Source organism: Burkholderia sp. Ac-20345, assembly GCF_017104825.1.
Classification (GTDB): domain Bacteria; phylum Pseudomonadota; class Gammaproteobacteria; order Burkholderiales; family Burkholderiaceae; genus Burkholderia; species Burkholderia lata_B.
The window spans coordinates 1-13537 of sequence record NZ_JAAGPO010000036.1; the positions used below are offsets into that span (position 1 = coordinate 1).

General features: G+C 59.6%; 14 protein-coding genes. 7 read left to right on the plus strand and 7 right to left on the minus strand.

Annotated elements, in window-relative coordinates; genetic code table 11:
• Positions 1-288, minus strand: a 288-nt coding sequence (locus G3O06_RS15425) for a PTS glucose/sucrose transporter subunit IIB (protein WP_205816621.1), incomplete at its 3' end; no start/stop codon positions are given.
• A gap of 316 nt (positions 289-604) precedes the next feature.
• Between G3O06_RS15425 and murQ the strand changes: the two genes are divergently transcribed.
• Both murQ and G3O06_RS15435 read left to right on the plus strand, forming a co-directional pair.
• Positions 605-1510, plus strand: coding sequence for an N-acetylmuramic acid 6-phosphate etherase (gene murQ, locus G3O06_RS15430; protein WP_174980543.1), 906 nt, complete (start codon positions 605-607; stop codon positions 1508-1510).
• Between the two features lie 26 nt (positions 1511-1536).
• The gene (locus tag G3O06_RS15435) at positions 1537-2367 is read left to right on the plus strand and encodes a GntR family transcriptional regulator (protein ID WP_241020035.1); all 831 of its coding nucleotides are present in this window, start codon (positions 1537-1539) and stop codon (positions 2365-2367) included.
• 49 nt (positions 2368-2416) lie between these two features.
• On the opposite strand, the gene G3O06_RS15440 is transcribed toward G3O06_RS15435, so the two are convergent.
• Positions 2417-2965: a glutathione peroxidase gene (locus G3O06_RS15440; protein WP_205816622.1), complete on the minus strand. Its 549-nt coding sequence runs from the start codon at positions 2963-2965 to the stop codon at positions 2417-2419.
• Between the two features lie 708 nt (positions 2966-3673).
• A complete protein-coding gene (locus tag G3O06_RS15445) occupies positions 3674-4138 on the minus strand; it encodes a GNAT family N-acetyltransferase (RefSeq protein WP_174996741.1) in 465 nt (154 codons plus the stop codon).
• 150 nt (positions 4139-4288) lie between these two features.
• On the opposite strand from G3O06_RS15445, the gene G3O06_RS15450 reads away from it, so the two are divergent.
• From G3O06_RS15450 to G3O06_RS15460, 3 genes are all read left to right on the plus strand, one after another.
• Complete coding sequence (locus G3O06_RS15450; protein WP_205816623.1) at positions 4289-4945, plus strand: GntR family transcriptional regulator; 657 nt, start codon at positions 4289-4291, stop codon at positions 4943-4945.
• The gene (locus G3O06_RS15455; RefSeq protein ID WP_205816624.1) at positions 4935-6173 is read left to right on the plus strand and encodes a dicarboxylate/amino acid:cation symporter; all 1239 of its coding nucleotides are present in this window, start codon (positions 4935-4937) and stop codon (positions 6171-6173) included. The genes G3O06_RS15450 and G3O06_RS15455 overlap by 11 nt, the downstream gene beginning before the upstream one ends.
• Positions 6174-6345: 172 nt before the next feature.
• Positions 6346-6750, plus strand: a complete 405-nt coding sequence (locus G3O06_RS15460; RefSeq protein ID WP_205816625.1) for a hypothetical protein — start codon at positions 6346-6348, stop codon at positions 6748-6750.
• 383 nt (positions 6751-7133) lie between these two features.
• Here the strand turns inward: G3O06_RS15460 and G3O06_RS15465 are convergent, their stop codons facing one another.
• On the minus strand, positions 7134-7448 hold the full coding sequence (locus G3O06_RS15465) for a hypothetical protein (RefSeq protein ID WP_205816626.1): 315 nt from the start codon (positions 7446-7448) through the stop codon (positions 7134-7136).
• Between the two features lie 202 nt (positions 7449-7650).
• On the opposite strand from G3O06_RS15465, the gene G3O06_RS15470 reads away from it, so the two are divergent.
• Positions 7651-7866, plus strand: a complete 216-nt coding sequence (locus G3O06_RS15470) for a hypothetical protein (protein WP_174980122.1) — start codon at positions 7651-7653, stop codon at positions 7864-7866.
• A gap of 413 nt (positions 7867-8279) precedes the next feature.
• Positions 8280-9305 carry a phosphate ABC transporter substrate-binding protein PstS gene (gene pstS, locus G3O06_RS15475; RefSeq protein WP_205816627.1) on the plus strand — a complete coding sequence of 342 codons (1026 nt, stop codon included), beginning with the start codon at positions 8280-8282 and terminating at the stop codon, positions 9303-9305.
• Between the two features lie 596 nt (positions 9306-9901).
• On the opposite strand, the gene G3O06_RS15480 is transcribed toward pstS, so the two are convergent.
• From G3O06_RS15480 to G3O06_RS15490, 3 genes are all read right to left on the minus strand, one after another.
• On the minus strand, positions 9902-10501 hold the full coding sequence (locus G3O06_RS15480) for a DJ-1/PfpI family protein (protein ID WP_205816628.1): 600 nt from the start codon (positions 10499-10501) through the stop codon (positions 9902-9904).
• A 223-nt stretch (positions 10502-10724) separates the two neighbouring features.
• Positions 10725-12260 carry a hypothetical protein gene (locus tag G3O06_RS15485; RefSeq protein WP_205816629.1) on the minus strand — a complete coding sequence of 512 codons (1536 nt, stop codon included), beginning with the start codon at positions 12258-12260 and terminating at the stop codon, positions 10725-10727.
• Positions 12261-12676: 416 nt separating this feature from the next.
• Entirely contained in the window at positions 12677-13480 is an 804-nt protein-coding gene (locus tag G3O06_RS15490) for a hypothetical protein (protein ID WP_205816630.1), read from the minus strand.
• Between the last annotated feature and the right edge of the window lie 57 nt (positions 13481-13537).

The window sequence follows — 13537 nt, forward strand, 5'->3', positions numbered from 1 at the left end:
CACGGCCTCGCCTTGCGCCGGCTGCTCGGCCAGCGCGGCGGCAAAAGCGGCCGACGCCTGCGCGACCGCCCCCGGGCCGATCACGATCTGCAGGGGCTCGCCAGGCACGACGCCCAGCACCGCCGGCAGTGCCTTCAGCGCCGCAACGTTGGCCCGGTCGGGATCGACGAGCACCAGGCGCAGGCGCGTCATGCAATGAAAATGACGGCGGACGTTCGACGCCCCGCCGATCGCCCCGAGTATTGCGCGAGCCAGCGCGTCGAATCGCGCGCTCTCATCCGAAGTCATGCCTTGCTCCTACAGATCGGTCCGTTGAATCACGCCTGCCTGCCGCTCAGGGCGGCTCGCACAGGCTCCATGCGAAAGGTATGGGTTCGCAATAATTGGACCGTACCAAATATCAATCCACTCGCAAAACCGTTCTTCTGATATCGATATTCCCGGTTCGGAGAAATCTCATGAAATCCACGATATCACGGGGAATTTACGGTTGAATCGCAGCGCATCGCCCGATGCTCGAAGCGATCACGGCAGCCATACCTGCTTTAAAATATGTCCGTACCAATTATCATGCGAAGAACTTCTTCCGGGAGAGCGCACGGCCATGCATCTGGAGCACCTTGTCACCGAGCAGCCCAACGGGCAAAGCGCGAATCTCGACGCGCTCGGCATCGGCGAAGCCCTGGCGCTGATGAACCGCGAGGACGCCGGCGTCGCCGCGCGCGTCGCGCACGCGCTGCCCGCGATCGCTTCCGGCGTGGCGGTGATTGCCGACGCGCTGCGCGCGGGCGGGCGGCTGATCTACATCGGCGCCGGCAACAGCGGCCGCATCGGTTATCTCGACGCACTCGAATGCCAGCCCACGTTCGGCACGCAGCCGGGCGAGATCATCGGCATCGTCGCGGGCGGGTTCGCGGGCATCACGGAATCGGTCGAGGATTCGGACACGCTCGGCCGCCAGGATCTCGACGCGGCCGGGCTCGCGCGCGGCGACGTGGTCGTCGGGCTTACCGCGAGCGGACGCACGCCGTACGTGCTCGGCGCGCTTCGTCATGCGCGAGACACCGGGTGCCGGACCATCGCCGTCGCGTGCAACGTGGGCAGCGAGGCGGCCGCGCTCGCGGACGTGGCGATCGAGGTCGACTGCGGCCCCGAGGTGCTGACGGGCTCCACGCGACTGAAGGCCGGCACCGCGCAGAAAATGATCTGCAACATGCTGTCGACGATTTCGATGGTGGCGCTCGGCAAGACGTACGGCAACCTGATGGTCGACGTCCAGGTTCATAATCACAAGCTTCGCCAGCGGGCGATCGGCATCGTGTCGCAGGCGGCCGGCGTGCCCACCGACGTGGCGGCGCGCGCGCTCGAACAGGCCGGCGACCGGCCCCGCATCGCGATCCTCATGCTCCGCGCCGGCGTCGACCGAGCCGGCGCAGAGCGGCTGGCCGATGCCGCGGGCGGCTCGATCCGCAAGGCGCTCGCGACGCTTGCGCCATCCGCGCGCGCATGACGCCCACACGAATCACGACAACCCGTATGAAACCTTCAAATCCGATGCCCCGCGGCCGGCCTCGTGTCCGCCCGGCCGGCCTGACCGACTTGTTCGACGCCACCCGGGCGGCGGAACTTCGCGCGCCGGGCGGCGACGGCGAATCGTCGATCTCGATGCGCCTCGCCCGGCTGCTGCGCGAGGCGATCGTCGAAGGCCGGCTGAAGACCGGCGAAAGCCTGCCGCCGGAACGCGAACTCGCCGAACACTTCCAGGTATCGCGGGACACCGTGCGGCGCGCGATCGACAGGCTCACGCGGCAAGGCCTGATCGAATCCCGACGAGGCGCGGGCACGTTCGTCGCCGCCAGGGTCGAACAGCAGCTCGCGCGAATCACCAGCTTCTCGGACGACATGCTGCGGCGCGGGCTCACGCCCGGGTCGCAGTGGATCAGGAGAACACTCGACCGCCCGACGCCCGACGAGTTGCTCGCGCTCGGCCTCGCGCCCGATGCGCAGGTGCTGCGCCTCGAACGCGTCAGAACGGCGGACGCGGTGCCGATGGCCATCGAGCGCGCGACGCTGCCGGCCGCACTGCTCGACTACAACGTCGATTTCGGCGAGTCGCTCTATCGCGCGCTGCAGGACGCCAACGTACAGCCCGGCCGTGCGATCCAGCGCCTGCGCGCCGAGCTGGCGTCGGCCCGCGATGCCGAGTTGCTGGGTATCGGCACGGGCGATCCCGTGCTTTCCATCGAGCGCCGCTCGTTTTCGAGCGAAGGCTCTCCGCTCGAACTGACGCGCTCGCTGTATCGCGGCGATCGATACGACTATGTCGCGGTGCTCGAGCATTCGACGGGCGTTGCCGCGACGGCGTGAAGTGGATTCGACGCACCCACGCCAGACCGATCGGCCGGCGTGCACCGGCTTACGCGGCCTTGGCAAGCTCCGCATCGATGGCGGCGACCAGCTTCGGGTCGTCCGCGGGCGTGTCGGGCGAAAAGCGCGCCACCACTTCGCCCGTACGGCTCACGAGAAACTTCTCGAAGTTCCACAGCACCTCGGGCGCCGGATTCGGCTGAATACCGTAGCCTTCGAGGCGTGCGCGGAACGGACCGTCGCCGGCCGCCTGCGGCTGCGCCTGGGTGAGCGAGCGATAGAGCGGATGCTTGTCGTCGCCGATCACGGAGATTTTCGAAAACAACGGAAACTTCACGCCAAAGGTGCCGGTGCAGAAAGACTGGATTTCCGCATCGGTGCCCGGCTCCTGGCCCTTGAAGTTGTTGGCGGGGAACGCCAGCACTTCGAGGCCTTCGGCGCGCTTGCCTTCATAGAGCGCCTCCAGACCTTCGTACTGCGGCGTCAGCCCGCATTTGGACGCCACGTTCACCACCAGAAGCACTTTGCCTTCGTAGGACCGCAGGGATGTCTGCACACCGTCGATCGCGTTGACAGGAATATCGTAAATCGTGCTCATGTCTGCATCCTTCAATTGATTGAATTGATTGGCGAACCGCCGGAGTCGGGGGATATCGCGTTCATTGGAGAACCTCGCGCGTCGCGCCGGCAAAGACGCGTTATCGACGCTCGTGGTCTGCGCGTAGCAGAGCCCTATCCTACTGCGATCGGTCAACTTCTTGCTCGCAGGCGGCGGCAGCAGGGTCAGACAGGCCGCCTCGAAAGACCCCTGGACTTCGCTACACCGGTTGTGCGGACATCGCGATGCCATACGCGGTCCAGACAACGCCGAAAATGGCGCAGTTGGTCGATTCGTTCACGTAGTGACCTCAGATCGACATATCAAGGAAACGGACAGATCGTCCGAAGCTGACGTCTTGACTCAAATAACAGGTGTCCTGGTGTCTGGAGTACGACAAGCTGCTGTCCCGGGGACGATATTCGGAATTCCACGCAAGGGCGGGACTGTCATCATTGGACAAGTTCCAGAGGAGTAGTACCCAGGCATGATGTGCATCGCCGTTTTAAATTGCGTGACGTCGCTCGCGGAGGCGTACGTTGGCACCGTATGGCACTCGAGTGTAATGATCGAGGAGATCGTTGATTTTTTCAGGTTGACCGCGAAAATCCATGAACATCAGACGCAATCGGAGACGACTTAACGTGGAAGCCTGAACCAGACCACACAGACAGCGTGAGGTCGTCTCACGTCAGTAGCAAACGCAAATCAGCACTCGATCTGCCTCTGCATTAGATAGAATTTCATGTCGTCGCGACCATGCATTGAAATCGGTTTCAGATCGCGATTAAAGCCGAGCATTTCGTAGAACGGGTATGCAGATTCGCGCGCCGTGCACCAGAGCAGAATTCCGCGCTGTTCGCGGACATAGCGAATGGACAGATTGACCAGAAGGCGTCCGAATCCCAGACCACGTACCGATGGATGGACAGCCATGCCGCGAAGGCGCCAGGCTTCTGCGTTCAATACACCGGATTGTCCTTCTTTACACACCGACGCCACGGCCACAATACCGGCGTTGTCACGAACGGCAAAGTGCCTTGTCGTTGGAGCGAGGTCTCCGTGTAGAGCGCTCCCCTCCGCATCTCCAGCCATCAAGATTGCGGCCCTGAGGGGATAGGTTTCTTCCGCACGAACGACGCAGATGGTAAAGCGCACATCTTGTGAAGTCATCTAATTGCCAACTCTCTTCGTGACACTGATTTTCTTCCGGTTTTCTTGCAGCAAAGGCACTCGCAAAAATAGCAGTTGCCGGGCGTTACCAATAAGGGTAATTTCCTATCCGTCTTTTCTTTTCCAATCATACGCTAACTGCGATCACAGATGACGTCGAAAGCCTCGACAGATGCAGAGCTTGCCTACGACGAGATCCGATTAAGGATCTTTGACGGCCGCCTTGCGCCTGGGCAGAAAGTATCCCATCGAGGCCTGTCGGACGAACTCGGCTTCGGTCAAATGCCCGTGCGCAGCGCATTGCATTTGCTTGAGTCCGAAGGGCTGGTCGTCGTAATCGAAAAGAGTGGGACCTATGTCGCATCGCCGACGACGAGCGATCTCCGCGAAATTTTTGAAATGCGGCTGGCCCTCGAGAGTACAGCCGCGTTTCTTGCAGCAAGATCGGGAGTAACGGCAGGCCTTCGCGAGACGGCAGAGAAAATGCAGGAGCTGATTGACCAGGACGTCGCGGACATCATGCTCGAGCAACGTATCGGTTGGGTATTTCATCAAGCGTTGTTTGCCGCCGCAAGGAACGCGCGAATCTCATCGGCGTATGGTCTATTGCGGGCCCAAACCCTGGCCCTGAACGAACTCCCGCGTAGCGACGCCGAAACCGTTCGGCGCGGCACGATCGAGCACCTGCGAATCTTTCACGCAATCGAAGCGAACGACGGCGAGCTTGCGCGTCAGCATATGTGGAATCACATCGTTGACGGTACTCCCGCACGGATAAAACTATTAAAGGCACGGCATGAACACTAAAAACAAGGGACTTTCCCTCCCGATGCAAATGCTTGGCGGGCTTGTCCTAGGCGTCGCTTGCGGCGTGTTTGCTCCCGGCTTTGCCGCGAAGCTAGGCTTTCTAAGCGCGATGTTCGGCCACGCGATCAAGATGGTCGTCATGCCGTTGATCTTCCTGTCGGTCACGGTCGGGGTCTTTCGTGCGGGCCGACTTCGCGAGCGGCTTGGAAAGGTCACACTGTCCAGTATCGTCTTCTTCGTTTTCATGACGGGCCTGGCTGCATCGCTCGGCCTGCTGCTCAACTTTGCATTTCGACCGGGTCTCGGTGCGAGCATCGTTCACTCTGGATCGATGCCCACGGCACTCGCGTCCAGCATCGACTGGACGAAATTTCTCGTTGACTTGATCCCCGCAAACATCGTCGCTGCGCTCGCTGCAGGGAATTCGCTCCCCGTACTCGTTTTCGGCGTCATTTTCGGTGCAGCATTGGCGGCTGCCCCGGAGCGTGCCGAGCCTGCGATTGCCGTTTTCGAGGCGCTGCTGTCGGGACTGTTCAAGATGACCCAGTGGGTGATCGCATGGTCGCCGCTCGCGATCTTCGCCGCGATCGCGCAGCTGTTGTCAGCCAAGGGCTTTAGCGGCGCGCACTCGCTGATCGAACTTCTGGGCGTGGCCTATCTCGGCATGGCGGTTCTGGCGGTTGTACTCACCATCGTCATTCGCGTCGCCGGTCAGTCGCCTCTCGCCGTGCTCAGGAAGGTGAAGGAACCCCTGATCCTTGGTTTCACGACGCGTTCGTCTGAAATTACATACCCGTTGCACCTGAAGAAGCTGGTTGAATTGGGCGTTCCCTACGGCGTGGCGTCCACGATTTTGCCTCTCGCATATATTTTCAATCGCGACGGTGCGGTCCTCTATACGGCCCTTGCGGTCGGCTATCTGGCCGACGCATATCACCTTGCCTGGTCCTGGCCGTTGGCGATTACGATTTTGATCTTGACGATCATCACCATCGACGGAGCAGCCAATGTGCCCTCCGGGGCGATCGTAGCCATCACCATCGTTCTGACGTCGATCGGGTTGCCGGCCGATGCGGTGCTGCTGCTTTTGGGCGTCGACGCCTTTTTCGACATGGGGAGAACCGCCCTCAACGTCTACGGGAGCACGGCGGGCGCTGCTGTTGCGGTGAGACTTTCCGGTTCGGACAGTATCGCCGCGGAAACCGTGACTCGTCAGGCAAGCGTGTAGGTGCTCCGGATGCTATGGGCGCAGCGCGTTTCAATCTTGCGCCCGCCCATTGCAAGGCACCGACGCACATCCACTCGAGCATCCAGGTACGGCGAGGAGAACAGGAGTGTGAACATTCTCCTCTATTGATATTCAGTTAGTAGAACGACGAATCTTTTGCAGGAGAAGCAGTATGGTTGGTTCTGAATCTGCAGATTATTTTATGCTCCGCTTAGGCACGCCGCATCCGGCGTGGGCGTTGACTGACGACAGCAACATGATCGGCATTGTCGATTGTGACGGGGTGATGAGTGCCATGTTCGAGCTGGATCGCAACCAAGTCGCACGGATTAGAGGATTGGGTCAATCGGTGGAGAGAATCCGGTGTATTTGCGACCGCGCTGGCCGGGCGCTGCACTTTTATCTCCATGGCAGACAGGTGTCTCGAGGAATGTGGGCCGGGGTCGCGTCGGCCGATCCTGACTATCTGCCGACTGACGCGATGATCGCAACATGGGACGTACCGAAAAAGCCCTACGATGCCTTCAAGTTTCCGAGCGTGAGTGCACGTCTGGTCGCATCCGCCAGTCTGGCCTAAACTGCGATCACAGATTGTTGCGCGAGCTCGAGCCGGAACAACCCCGATTTTCGGGACCGATTGTTCGACATGCCCGGCTGGCTGCACGCGCACGCCGTTCAGTGCCTTTGGTTCTGGCACACCTCAACCTCGGATCGCCAGGACCATTTTGCTGGCCAGTTCACCGGCCAGCGTTTTTCATTCTTGGGTGCGCAGTCATTGAGCGACGCCCTTTCATCGCGAGACTCGATCACGAGACTACGCGAAAGCCCGCAAACATCACACCAACCATGCGGCAGTACCTGGGCCGCACCCGACAAGACGTAACACGTAAAGTTACGCCAAGCCCTACGCCCGCCCGTTCCGAGACCGAGAACTCGGCCCCCTCAACCTCCCTGCGACGCTCACCGCATCACCGCCCAAGTCCTCTGCTCGCCTCGCGCGTTCCCCGTTCGACCAAAATCCGAGACATTCAGCGAAACCGTATCGGCCTTCGCCTTTGAGCGCGTCTTCCGCGCAATCGCCAGGATCGGAGCCAAATGCTCGTAAAAGCATTCGAGCTGTCGCGCGTCAGATGCCAGTCGTTCAAGGTCGCACGCCTTCTCGAGAATCAACCGGGCAACATGAAATCGCTGAAGTCCACGGCCGATCCGAATCTGAAACACGACGCCATCGCTGCTATGCGGCACCCCCGCCCACACAAGCGAACTGCGATCCATAAAGCCTCCAAGAAATCCTAATCGTCACATCAATATGCCAGCCATCCCGTACGTTGCATATTTGTATTTCAAAATTGTGGCGCTTCACACATTACCATTTTCGAGAAACCCGGATATTGCGCCGCAGCAAAAGTGTCCGTAGACTGAGATCGCACGTTCGACGTAGTTGCCTCGCAGTCGCCCCATGACGGGAGAGCACGCCATGACGACTTCTTCCCCAGCACTAAGCCAGGCGCCCCCGGCCCTCCATGTGTTCCAGCAAGATGGCGGCTGGCACTGGGGCATCACGGTGCCTCGCTCCGCCGGGTCCGGCTTCAAACTGATCGCATTCAGTACCGACATCTTTTCCACTGAAGACACCGCCCAACGCGACGGCGACCGAGCATTGGCCGCCATCGCCGCAAGTGACGTGCATTGAACCTGGCGGATCGAGCAGCTGCACTGTCCTTGAGTTTTCACAGCCGGCTGCAATACTCCTATCACCGTTCGATGTGAGACCGCTTGCCGCGCACGATGACGGAATCCGCCACTTGTCTGACCTACCCGATCGTCGGTGACGATCCAGGCCGGTCGCTCGCTTCTTACGGCCCCAGTTGGGGATACGTTGCAATCAAGTTCCCGGCGGACGTCATGCGAGAAATGCGCGGCGCAGAGACTGCTCCACCCACGCAATTGCTCACCGTGTTTGAAAGCAATCGAGAGAAGACCACTGCCGCGGTCAACCGACAGACGTTGCCGAAAGACGGCCGGCGGATCCCACTCGACCAGTCAGACTTCTAAACCGAGGCCAGCTTGCAGGCCAGCATGCCGACAGCAGACAGGAGGCGTTTCATGAACATCCGGATCATGGTTCCCTGCACCCTGGTTCTTGTAGCCCTCAGCGCGCACGCTGCAGATATCACCGGCGCAGGCAGCACGTTCGCGGCACCGATTTACGCAAAGTGGGCCGATGCGTACAAGAAGGCCGGCGGTGGCAAGGTCAACTATCAGGGCATCGGCTCGTCGGGCGGCCTGAAGCAAATCAACGCAAAGACGGTCGATTTCGCCGGTTCGGACGCTCCGCTGAAGGATGACGAGCTCGCGAAGGAAGGCCTGTTCCAGTTCCCGACCGTGGTCGGCGGCGTGGTGCCCGTCGTCAACGTACCGGGCGTGAAGGCTGGCGAACTGACGCTGTCGGGACCGGTGCTCGGCGACATCTATCTGGGCAAGATCAAGAAGTGGAACGACCCGGCAATCACCGCTCTGAACCCGAAGGTCAAGCTATCGGATACGGACATCGCCGTGGTGCGCCGGGCTGATGGTTCGGGCACGAGCTTCATCTGGACGAACTATCTGTCGAAGGTCAACGGCGAATGGAAGTCGAAGATCGGCGAAGGCACGACGGTCAACTGGCCGACGGGCACGGGCGGCAAGGGCAACGACGGCGTTGCAGCGTTCGTGCAGCGCCTGCCGGGCTCGATCGGCTACGTCGAATGGGCGTACGCGAAGAAGAACAACATGGTCTACACCGCGCTGAAGAACTCGACGGGCACGGTGGTCGAGCCGAAGACGGAAACGTTCAAGGCCGCTGCCGCAGGCGCGAACTGGTCGAAGTCGTTCTACCAGATCCTGACGGACGAGCCGGGCAAGGACGCATGGCCGGTCGTCGGCGCGACGTTCGTGCTGCTGCACGCAACGCAGGAGAAGCCGGCGCAAGGTGCGGAAACGCTCAAGTTCTTCGACTGGGCATTCCACAACGGCAACCAGGCCGCGACGGAGCTGGACTACATCTCGCTTCCCGATTCGGTGGTGTCCGAAATCCGCAAGCAATGGAAAGTGAAAGTCAAGGATGCCTCCGGTAAGGCGGTTGCAAACTGAATGATCCGGATGGGACGCGCAATCGTCCGCATTCGCCTCGCAGCGAAGGAGAACATCCCTTCGATGATCTTCCAGCGTGTCCGCTAGGGCCGAAACTTGACGCACGTCGCGATGGCGAGCGCGCTTGAATCGATCATGGGACGGATGCATTGCCGATCACGTTGCAATCAGCGGACCATTTGAGCCATGAGCGACGAGGCGCCTCCTCGAGCCGACGAGTTCCCGAAAGCTGACGCATATGCGTTGCGAAGCCTGCACGAACATGCACGCAACTTCCGATCCTGTCGCACATCGCGAACTGGTGGAATTGCACAAGCCAACGAAATTGCGGCCGCTGGGTCGACCTGCAATAGTCGTGCGACAGTATCGCTGTCGTCTTTGCAATACGAACTGGCTGGTGGAGTCTGATCCGTTGCAAACCGGGATCACCGAATGGCTCTGCCTGAACGGGTCGTCAAACATTCTCGCCCCCTCCTCCACACCGCAGCCGAACGACGTGGCAACCGGGCGCCCTGGAGAAGCCGGTATCGGGAACACGGCGTTACTGCTGAACCCGGCTCACTGCGATGGAGGGAGTGCCATTCCTTTTTTTCGAGCTACAGCAGGTAAGGCTTGATGTTCGTCAGCGCACGAGCGACGTACTCTTCCTTCTCCCCGACCGGCGCAACGTAGTGCAGCGCACTCCGTGCGGCTTCCTCGCCTTCCAGGCGCGCAATGATCCATGCGGCCAGATACTGCGAAGCAAGACAGCCACCCGCCGTTGCGACGTTACCTTGAGCGAAGAACGGCTGATTGAGGACTTCGACGCCCGCCTCGACGACCCAGGGTTTGGTAGTGAGGTCCGTGCACGCGGGGATGTTGTCGAGAAGGCCGAGCTTTGCCAGAACCAGCGTGCCCGAACATTGGGCACCAATCAGTTGCCGGGTCGGATCGAGATTCAGCTGCTCCATCAGCGTCGCGTCGTTGACGACATCCCGGGTTTGAATACCGCTCCCGACGATGACGGCATCCGCCGTGCATGCGTCCCCCAACGTTGACTGCGCCTGCACGGTCACACCATTCATCGATGTGACGAAATGCTCCGGGCATGACAGCGTTACGCGCCAGTCAGGCTTCTTGATGCGATTGAGCACGCCCAGTGCGATGAGCGAATCGAGTTCGTTGAAGCCCTGGAAGGTCAGAATTGCGATGTGCATGGGGGGGCCCCTGGCTGAGGTCTGTCGATGCATCTTGCCAGATCGCCGGGATGAATGGATTTGCGTTGCCGAAAACTTACTGTTGCGGCCGCTAGGGCCAGGTCAGAAGGTGCACTTCGCGTTCTCACATCAGAGGTGCTTTCCGGAGTGGCGGTTATTGACCCACTGCTGCCGCCTGTATAAACGCTGCCTCGACGGCAGCTTTCAGGTGTGAAACGGACTTTCATTCAGTCACGCTTCTTGGGCGGTCCATATCTGGGGGCGTGACCGGATGTCTATGACAGAAATCGGCTATTGCATGACGTACTTCGTCGTTGCCGCTCGAAATGGCATGCAGCCAACGAAACCATTGGTCCTGCCGGAATACTTCCGAAAACGGACTCATCAATTCGATGACTCTTCGCTGCTCGCGGTAATCTATGAACCGCCCTTTGTCTGGCATTACGAGTTGATGGACGTATGCATTCCGACAGTCATAGATGCCGAGCGCAGCATTAACGAATGCCTCCTGTGCCCCCCCTCGGATCTGCGGCCACTCCTGTTTGCTCAGTTCCTCTAGTAGTTGCAGTCTCATACGATGTCCAAGTGATTTAACCCGGGATAGAACGCCATCGCAATCGTTCGCCGCAGTCTCGAGAGCAGCCGAAACACTCACCTCGAGAATTGAATTTATCAACACGAGTGCCTCCATGAGAAAGCCTCCTTCCATGAGCATGCGAAGGCGACTCAGCGAGCGTCGCATCGGATGAAGTGTCGGCGTCGTCCCGTCTGCTACTGACTCAAGCGCTCCGCTAAGATGCCATTCGCCCTTGAGGCTAAAACTATGTCCGGTGAATGATGAGTAGTGGCCGAGGCGTTTCTGTCCGGATCGCAACTTGTGGATAACTGTGAATCTTCGCTGTAGCGATGACGGCGACACATGAGCTATCGGGACCCCCCCGTATTCCTGCCAGAATGCCTCTATTACTCTGTTAGAGAAGTCCGCAAGAAACGGTTGAAGATAGTTGTTGGCCATTGCAACATGCCATGCAGTCGATGGTCCGTCGGCGGGCCTGCGCCCACTGCGTACTAGCTCCATATTGAACCGGTCACGTAGGAATTCATAGAGCGGATCGTCGGCGTCTGCCAACACACCACGCAGTATCTTTCTTAGGCGCCCCGCGGGTATTTCGACTTCGAACACGCCACCTACCGGCACCGCTGGCTGTGCTAGACCTTCCGGACTCTCAATGCCATGCAGACCCAACAACAGCTGCAGCGGATGCTCTCCAGACGGGTCAGAGATATTCCGGATAGTGAATGAGAAAGGCTCTGGTTTAGCGTTCCGGTTGAATCGAATCGGCAACTGGCCGTGGTAAGGCCCGGCCAGATGCGCCCATGGTTGATCAAAAAGCACCAAAACGATGAGATCGGACACATAGTCTGACTCGTCAATCGACGTAACCTTCGGGTCCGCATCCTCAGCGAATTCGCCGGTATTTAGTGAGTCCATCAAATACCCGTATAGTGCATTGCTTGGTTCAACGGGCACAAAGCCGAGGTTCGTGTGATAACCCGTATGCAAGCCGGACTCTGAGTATGTTCGCTTTGCGTACGAAAATTTTGGAGGCTGTGCGAACAGCTTATGTGATTCGATTTCCTCTCGAATCCGGGTGCAATCTGAATTACTGACATCATTCGGTACCCATTTGGGCGGAGATCCATCTTCATGAACCTTGTAGCCTTTCAGATTGCCCCTCCAGTCTAGGTCGAGTTCCACACTTTTCACTTCTCCGCTCCCATTCAATCGTCGAGTCTCTACTGGCCAGTAAACTGACGTTTCGCATTATTATGCGGGCTTTGAAGCATGGTCGACCAGTCGCATCGATAACCCGCACGATACGAGTCATTGCGCGGTCCGGTTGTACCTGCAACGTGCCCCCCCGCGACGCTGGTCTCCACGGAATGACGGCATAGGTCCGCTACTGAGCGGGAGCCGCCGTTCAAACGGCAAATTGACCACTTGAGCTAATGACCGACTCTGGCCGCATGGCGACGTTACCGCATTGCGGCGTACGGCAAAACAGGGAAACCCGGTGATCCGACGATATTTGTAGGCAATCACCGCCCGACGAGGCAACGGACTACCGTTCATAACTCAGCCACCGCCGACGATCTGCTTATGGTCAACTTCGGTCAGGGTTTCACATTCCCTTGCCTGGAGCCGATGCCCGCAGCAATGCGGCTTTGCACAGCGACGAGTTGGTCATCCGTGGTCGCCACCAGCCATAGACGTGCCTGCTCCTCGATTTGGCGGTTGTGATCCTTCAACGGGCCCATCGCGGCAGCGGCCTTCCAGACGACCGGGGCGATTCGGCTTTTCCTGCCTGACGGCGCGCCTACCAGCAGGCAGTAAGGTCCCAGCGGGAGCGATACAAACGGAAGTGCCGGACTGGCACGCACGCGCCAGTCGATGAAGGGCGTGTCGCCGATAAGCAGCGGCATGGGCAAGCCGTGGAGCACACTGAAATCGTACAGCGCCAGTTGCTCCCGCATGCCGGCGTAAATACGCCGGATGTCGTCGACAACCGCCGCGCGAATCTCGTCATCGAACATTGGTTCCTGCGCGTATCGGGCAAACGCCTTTCGAGCCTCCGATTGATATGCGCTGAACAGGCCAATCTCCACGCAGTCCTGCACTGCGCGCTGGACATCCGCTACAGAACCGGCTTCCTCCGGCGTACCCAACTGCGCGGCCCGCAAAAACCGGGCAAGTCCAGCCTCCTGGATCGCAGGCCCCTCCGCAGATGCATCGTCTTCAGCGCCCTTGCCAAGGGGCACATAGATATATTTCTCGGCCGCGAAATGCGACTTCTTGCCCTCGTCAAACCTGATTTCGCCATCAACGCAGTCCAGATAGCGAGTCCCGATTCGACCATGCTCCCAAACCCAATTTTTCAGGAGCGGACGTAGTGGATGCAGTCTTTCGTGATCGGTCATGGAAGCCTCCAGGTTGCCCAGTATAGTTCCAAGTTGTCGATTGTTTCGTGGATGGCA

Bases quoted from the DNA above. Each gene is read 5' to 3' on its own strand.
- pstS (WP_205816627.1), top strand. From the start codon at position 8,280: ATGAACATCCGGATCATGGTTCCCTGCACCCTGGTTCTTGTAGCCCTC.
- G3O06_RS15440 (WP_205816622.1), bottom strand. From the start codon at position 2,965: ATGAGCACGATTTACGATATTCCTGTCAACGCGATCGACGGTGTGCAG.
- G3O06_RS15445 (WP_174996741.1), bottom strand. From the start codon at position 4,138: ATGACTTCACAAGATGTGCGCTTTACCATCTGCGTCGTTCGTGCGGAA.
- G3O06_RS15455 (WP_205816624.1), top strand. From the start codon at position 4,935: ATGAACACTAAAAACAAGGGACTTTCCCTCCCGATGCAAATGCTTGGC.
- G3O06_RS15480 (WP_205816628.1), bottom strand. From the start codon at position 10,501: ATGCACATCGCAATTCTGACCTTCCAGGGCTTCAACGAACTCGATTCG.
- G3O06_RS15470 (WP_174980122.1), top strand. From the start codon at position 7,651: ATGACGACTTCTTCCCCAGCACTAAGCCAGGCGCCCCCGGCCCTCCAT.
- G3O06_RS15465 (WP_205816626.1), bottom strand. From the start codon at position 7,448: ATGGATCGCAGTTCGCTTGTGTGGGCGGGGGTGCCGCATAGCAGCGAT.
- G3O06_RS15460 (WP_205816625.1), top strand. From the start codon at position 6,346: ATGGTTGGTTCTGAATCTGCAGATTATTTTATGCTCCGCTTAGGCACG.
- G3O06_RS15435 (WP_241020035.1), top strand. From the start codon at position 1,537: ATGAAACCTTCAAATCCGATGCCCCGCGGCCGGCCTCGTGTCCGCCCG.
- murQ (WP_174980543.1), top strand. From the start codon at position 605: ATGCATCTGGAGCACCTTGTCACCGAGCAGCCCAACGGGCAAAGCGCG.
- G3O06_RS15490 (WP_205816630.1), bottom strand. From the start codon at position 13,480: ATGACCGATCACGAAAGACTGCATCCACTACGTCCGCTCCTGAAAAAT.
- G3O06_RS15450 (WP_205816623.1), top strand. From the start codon at position 4,289: ATGACGTCGAAAGCCTCGACAGATGCAGAGCTTGCCTACGACGAGATC.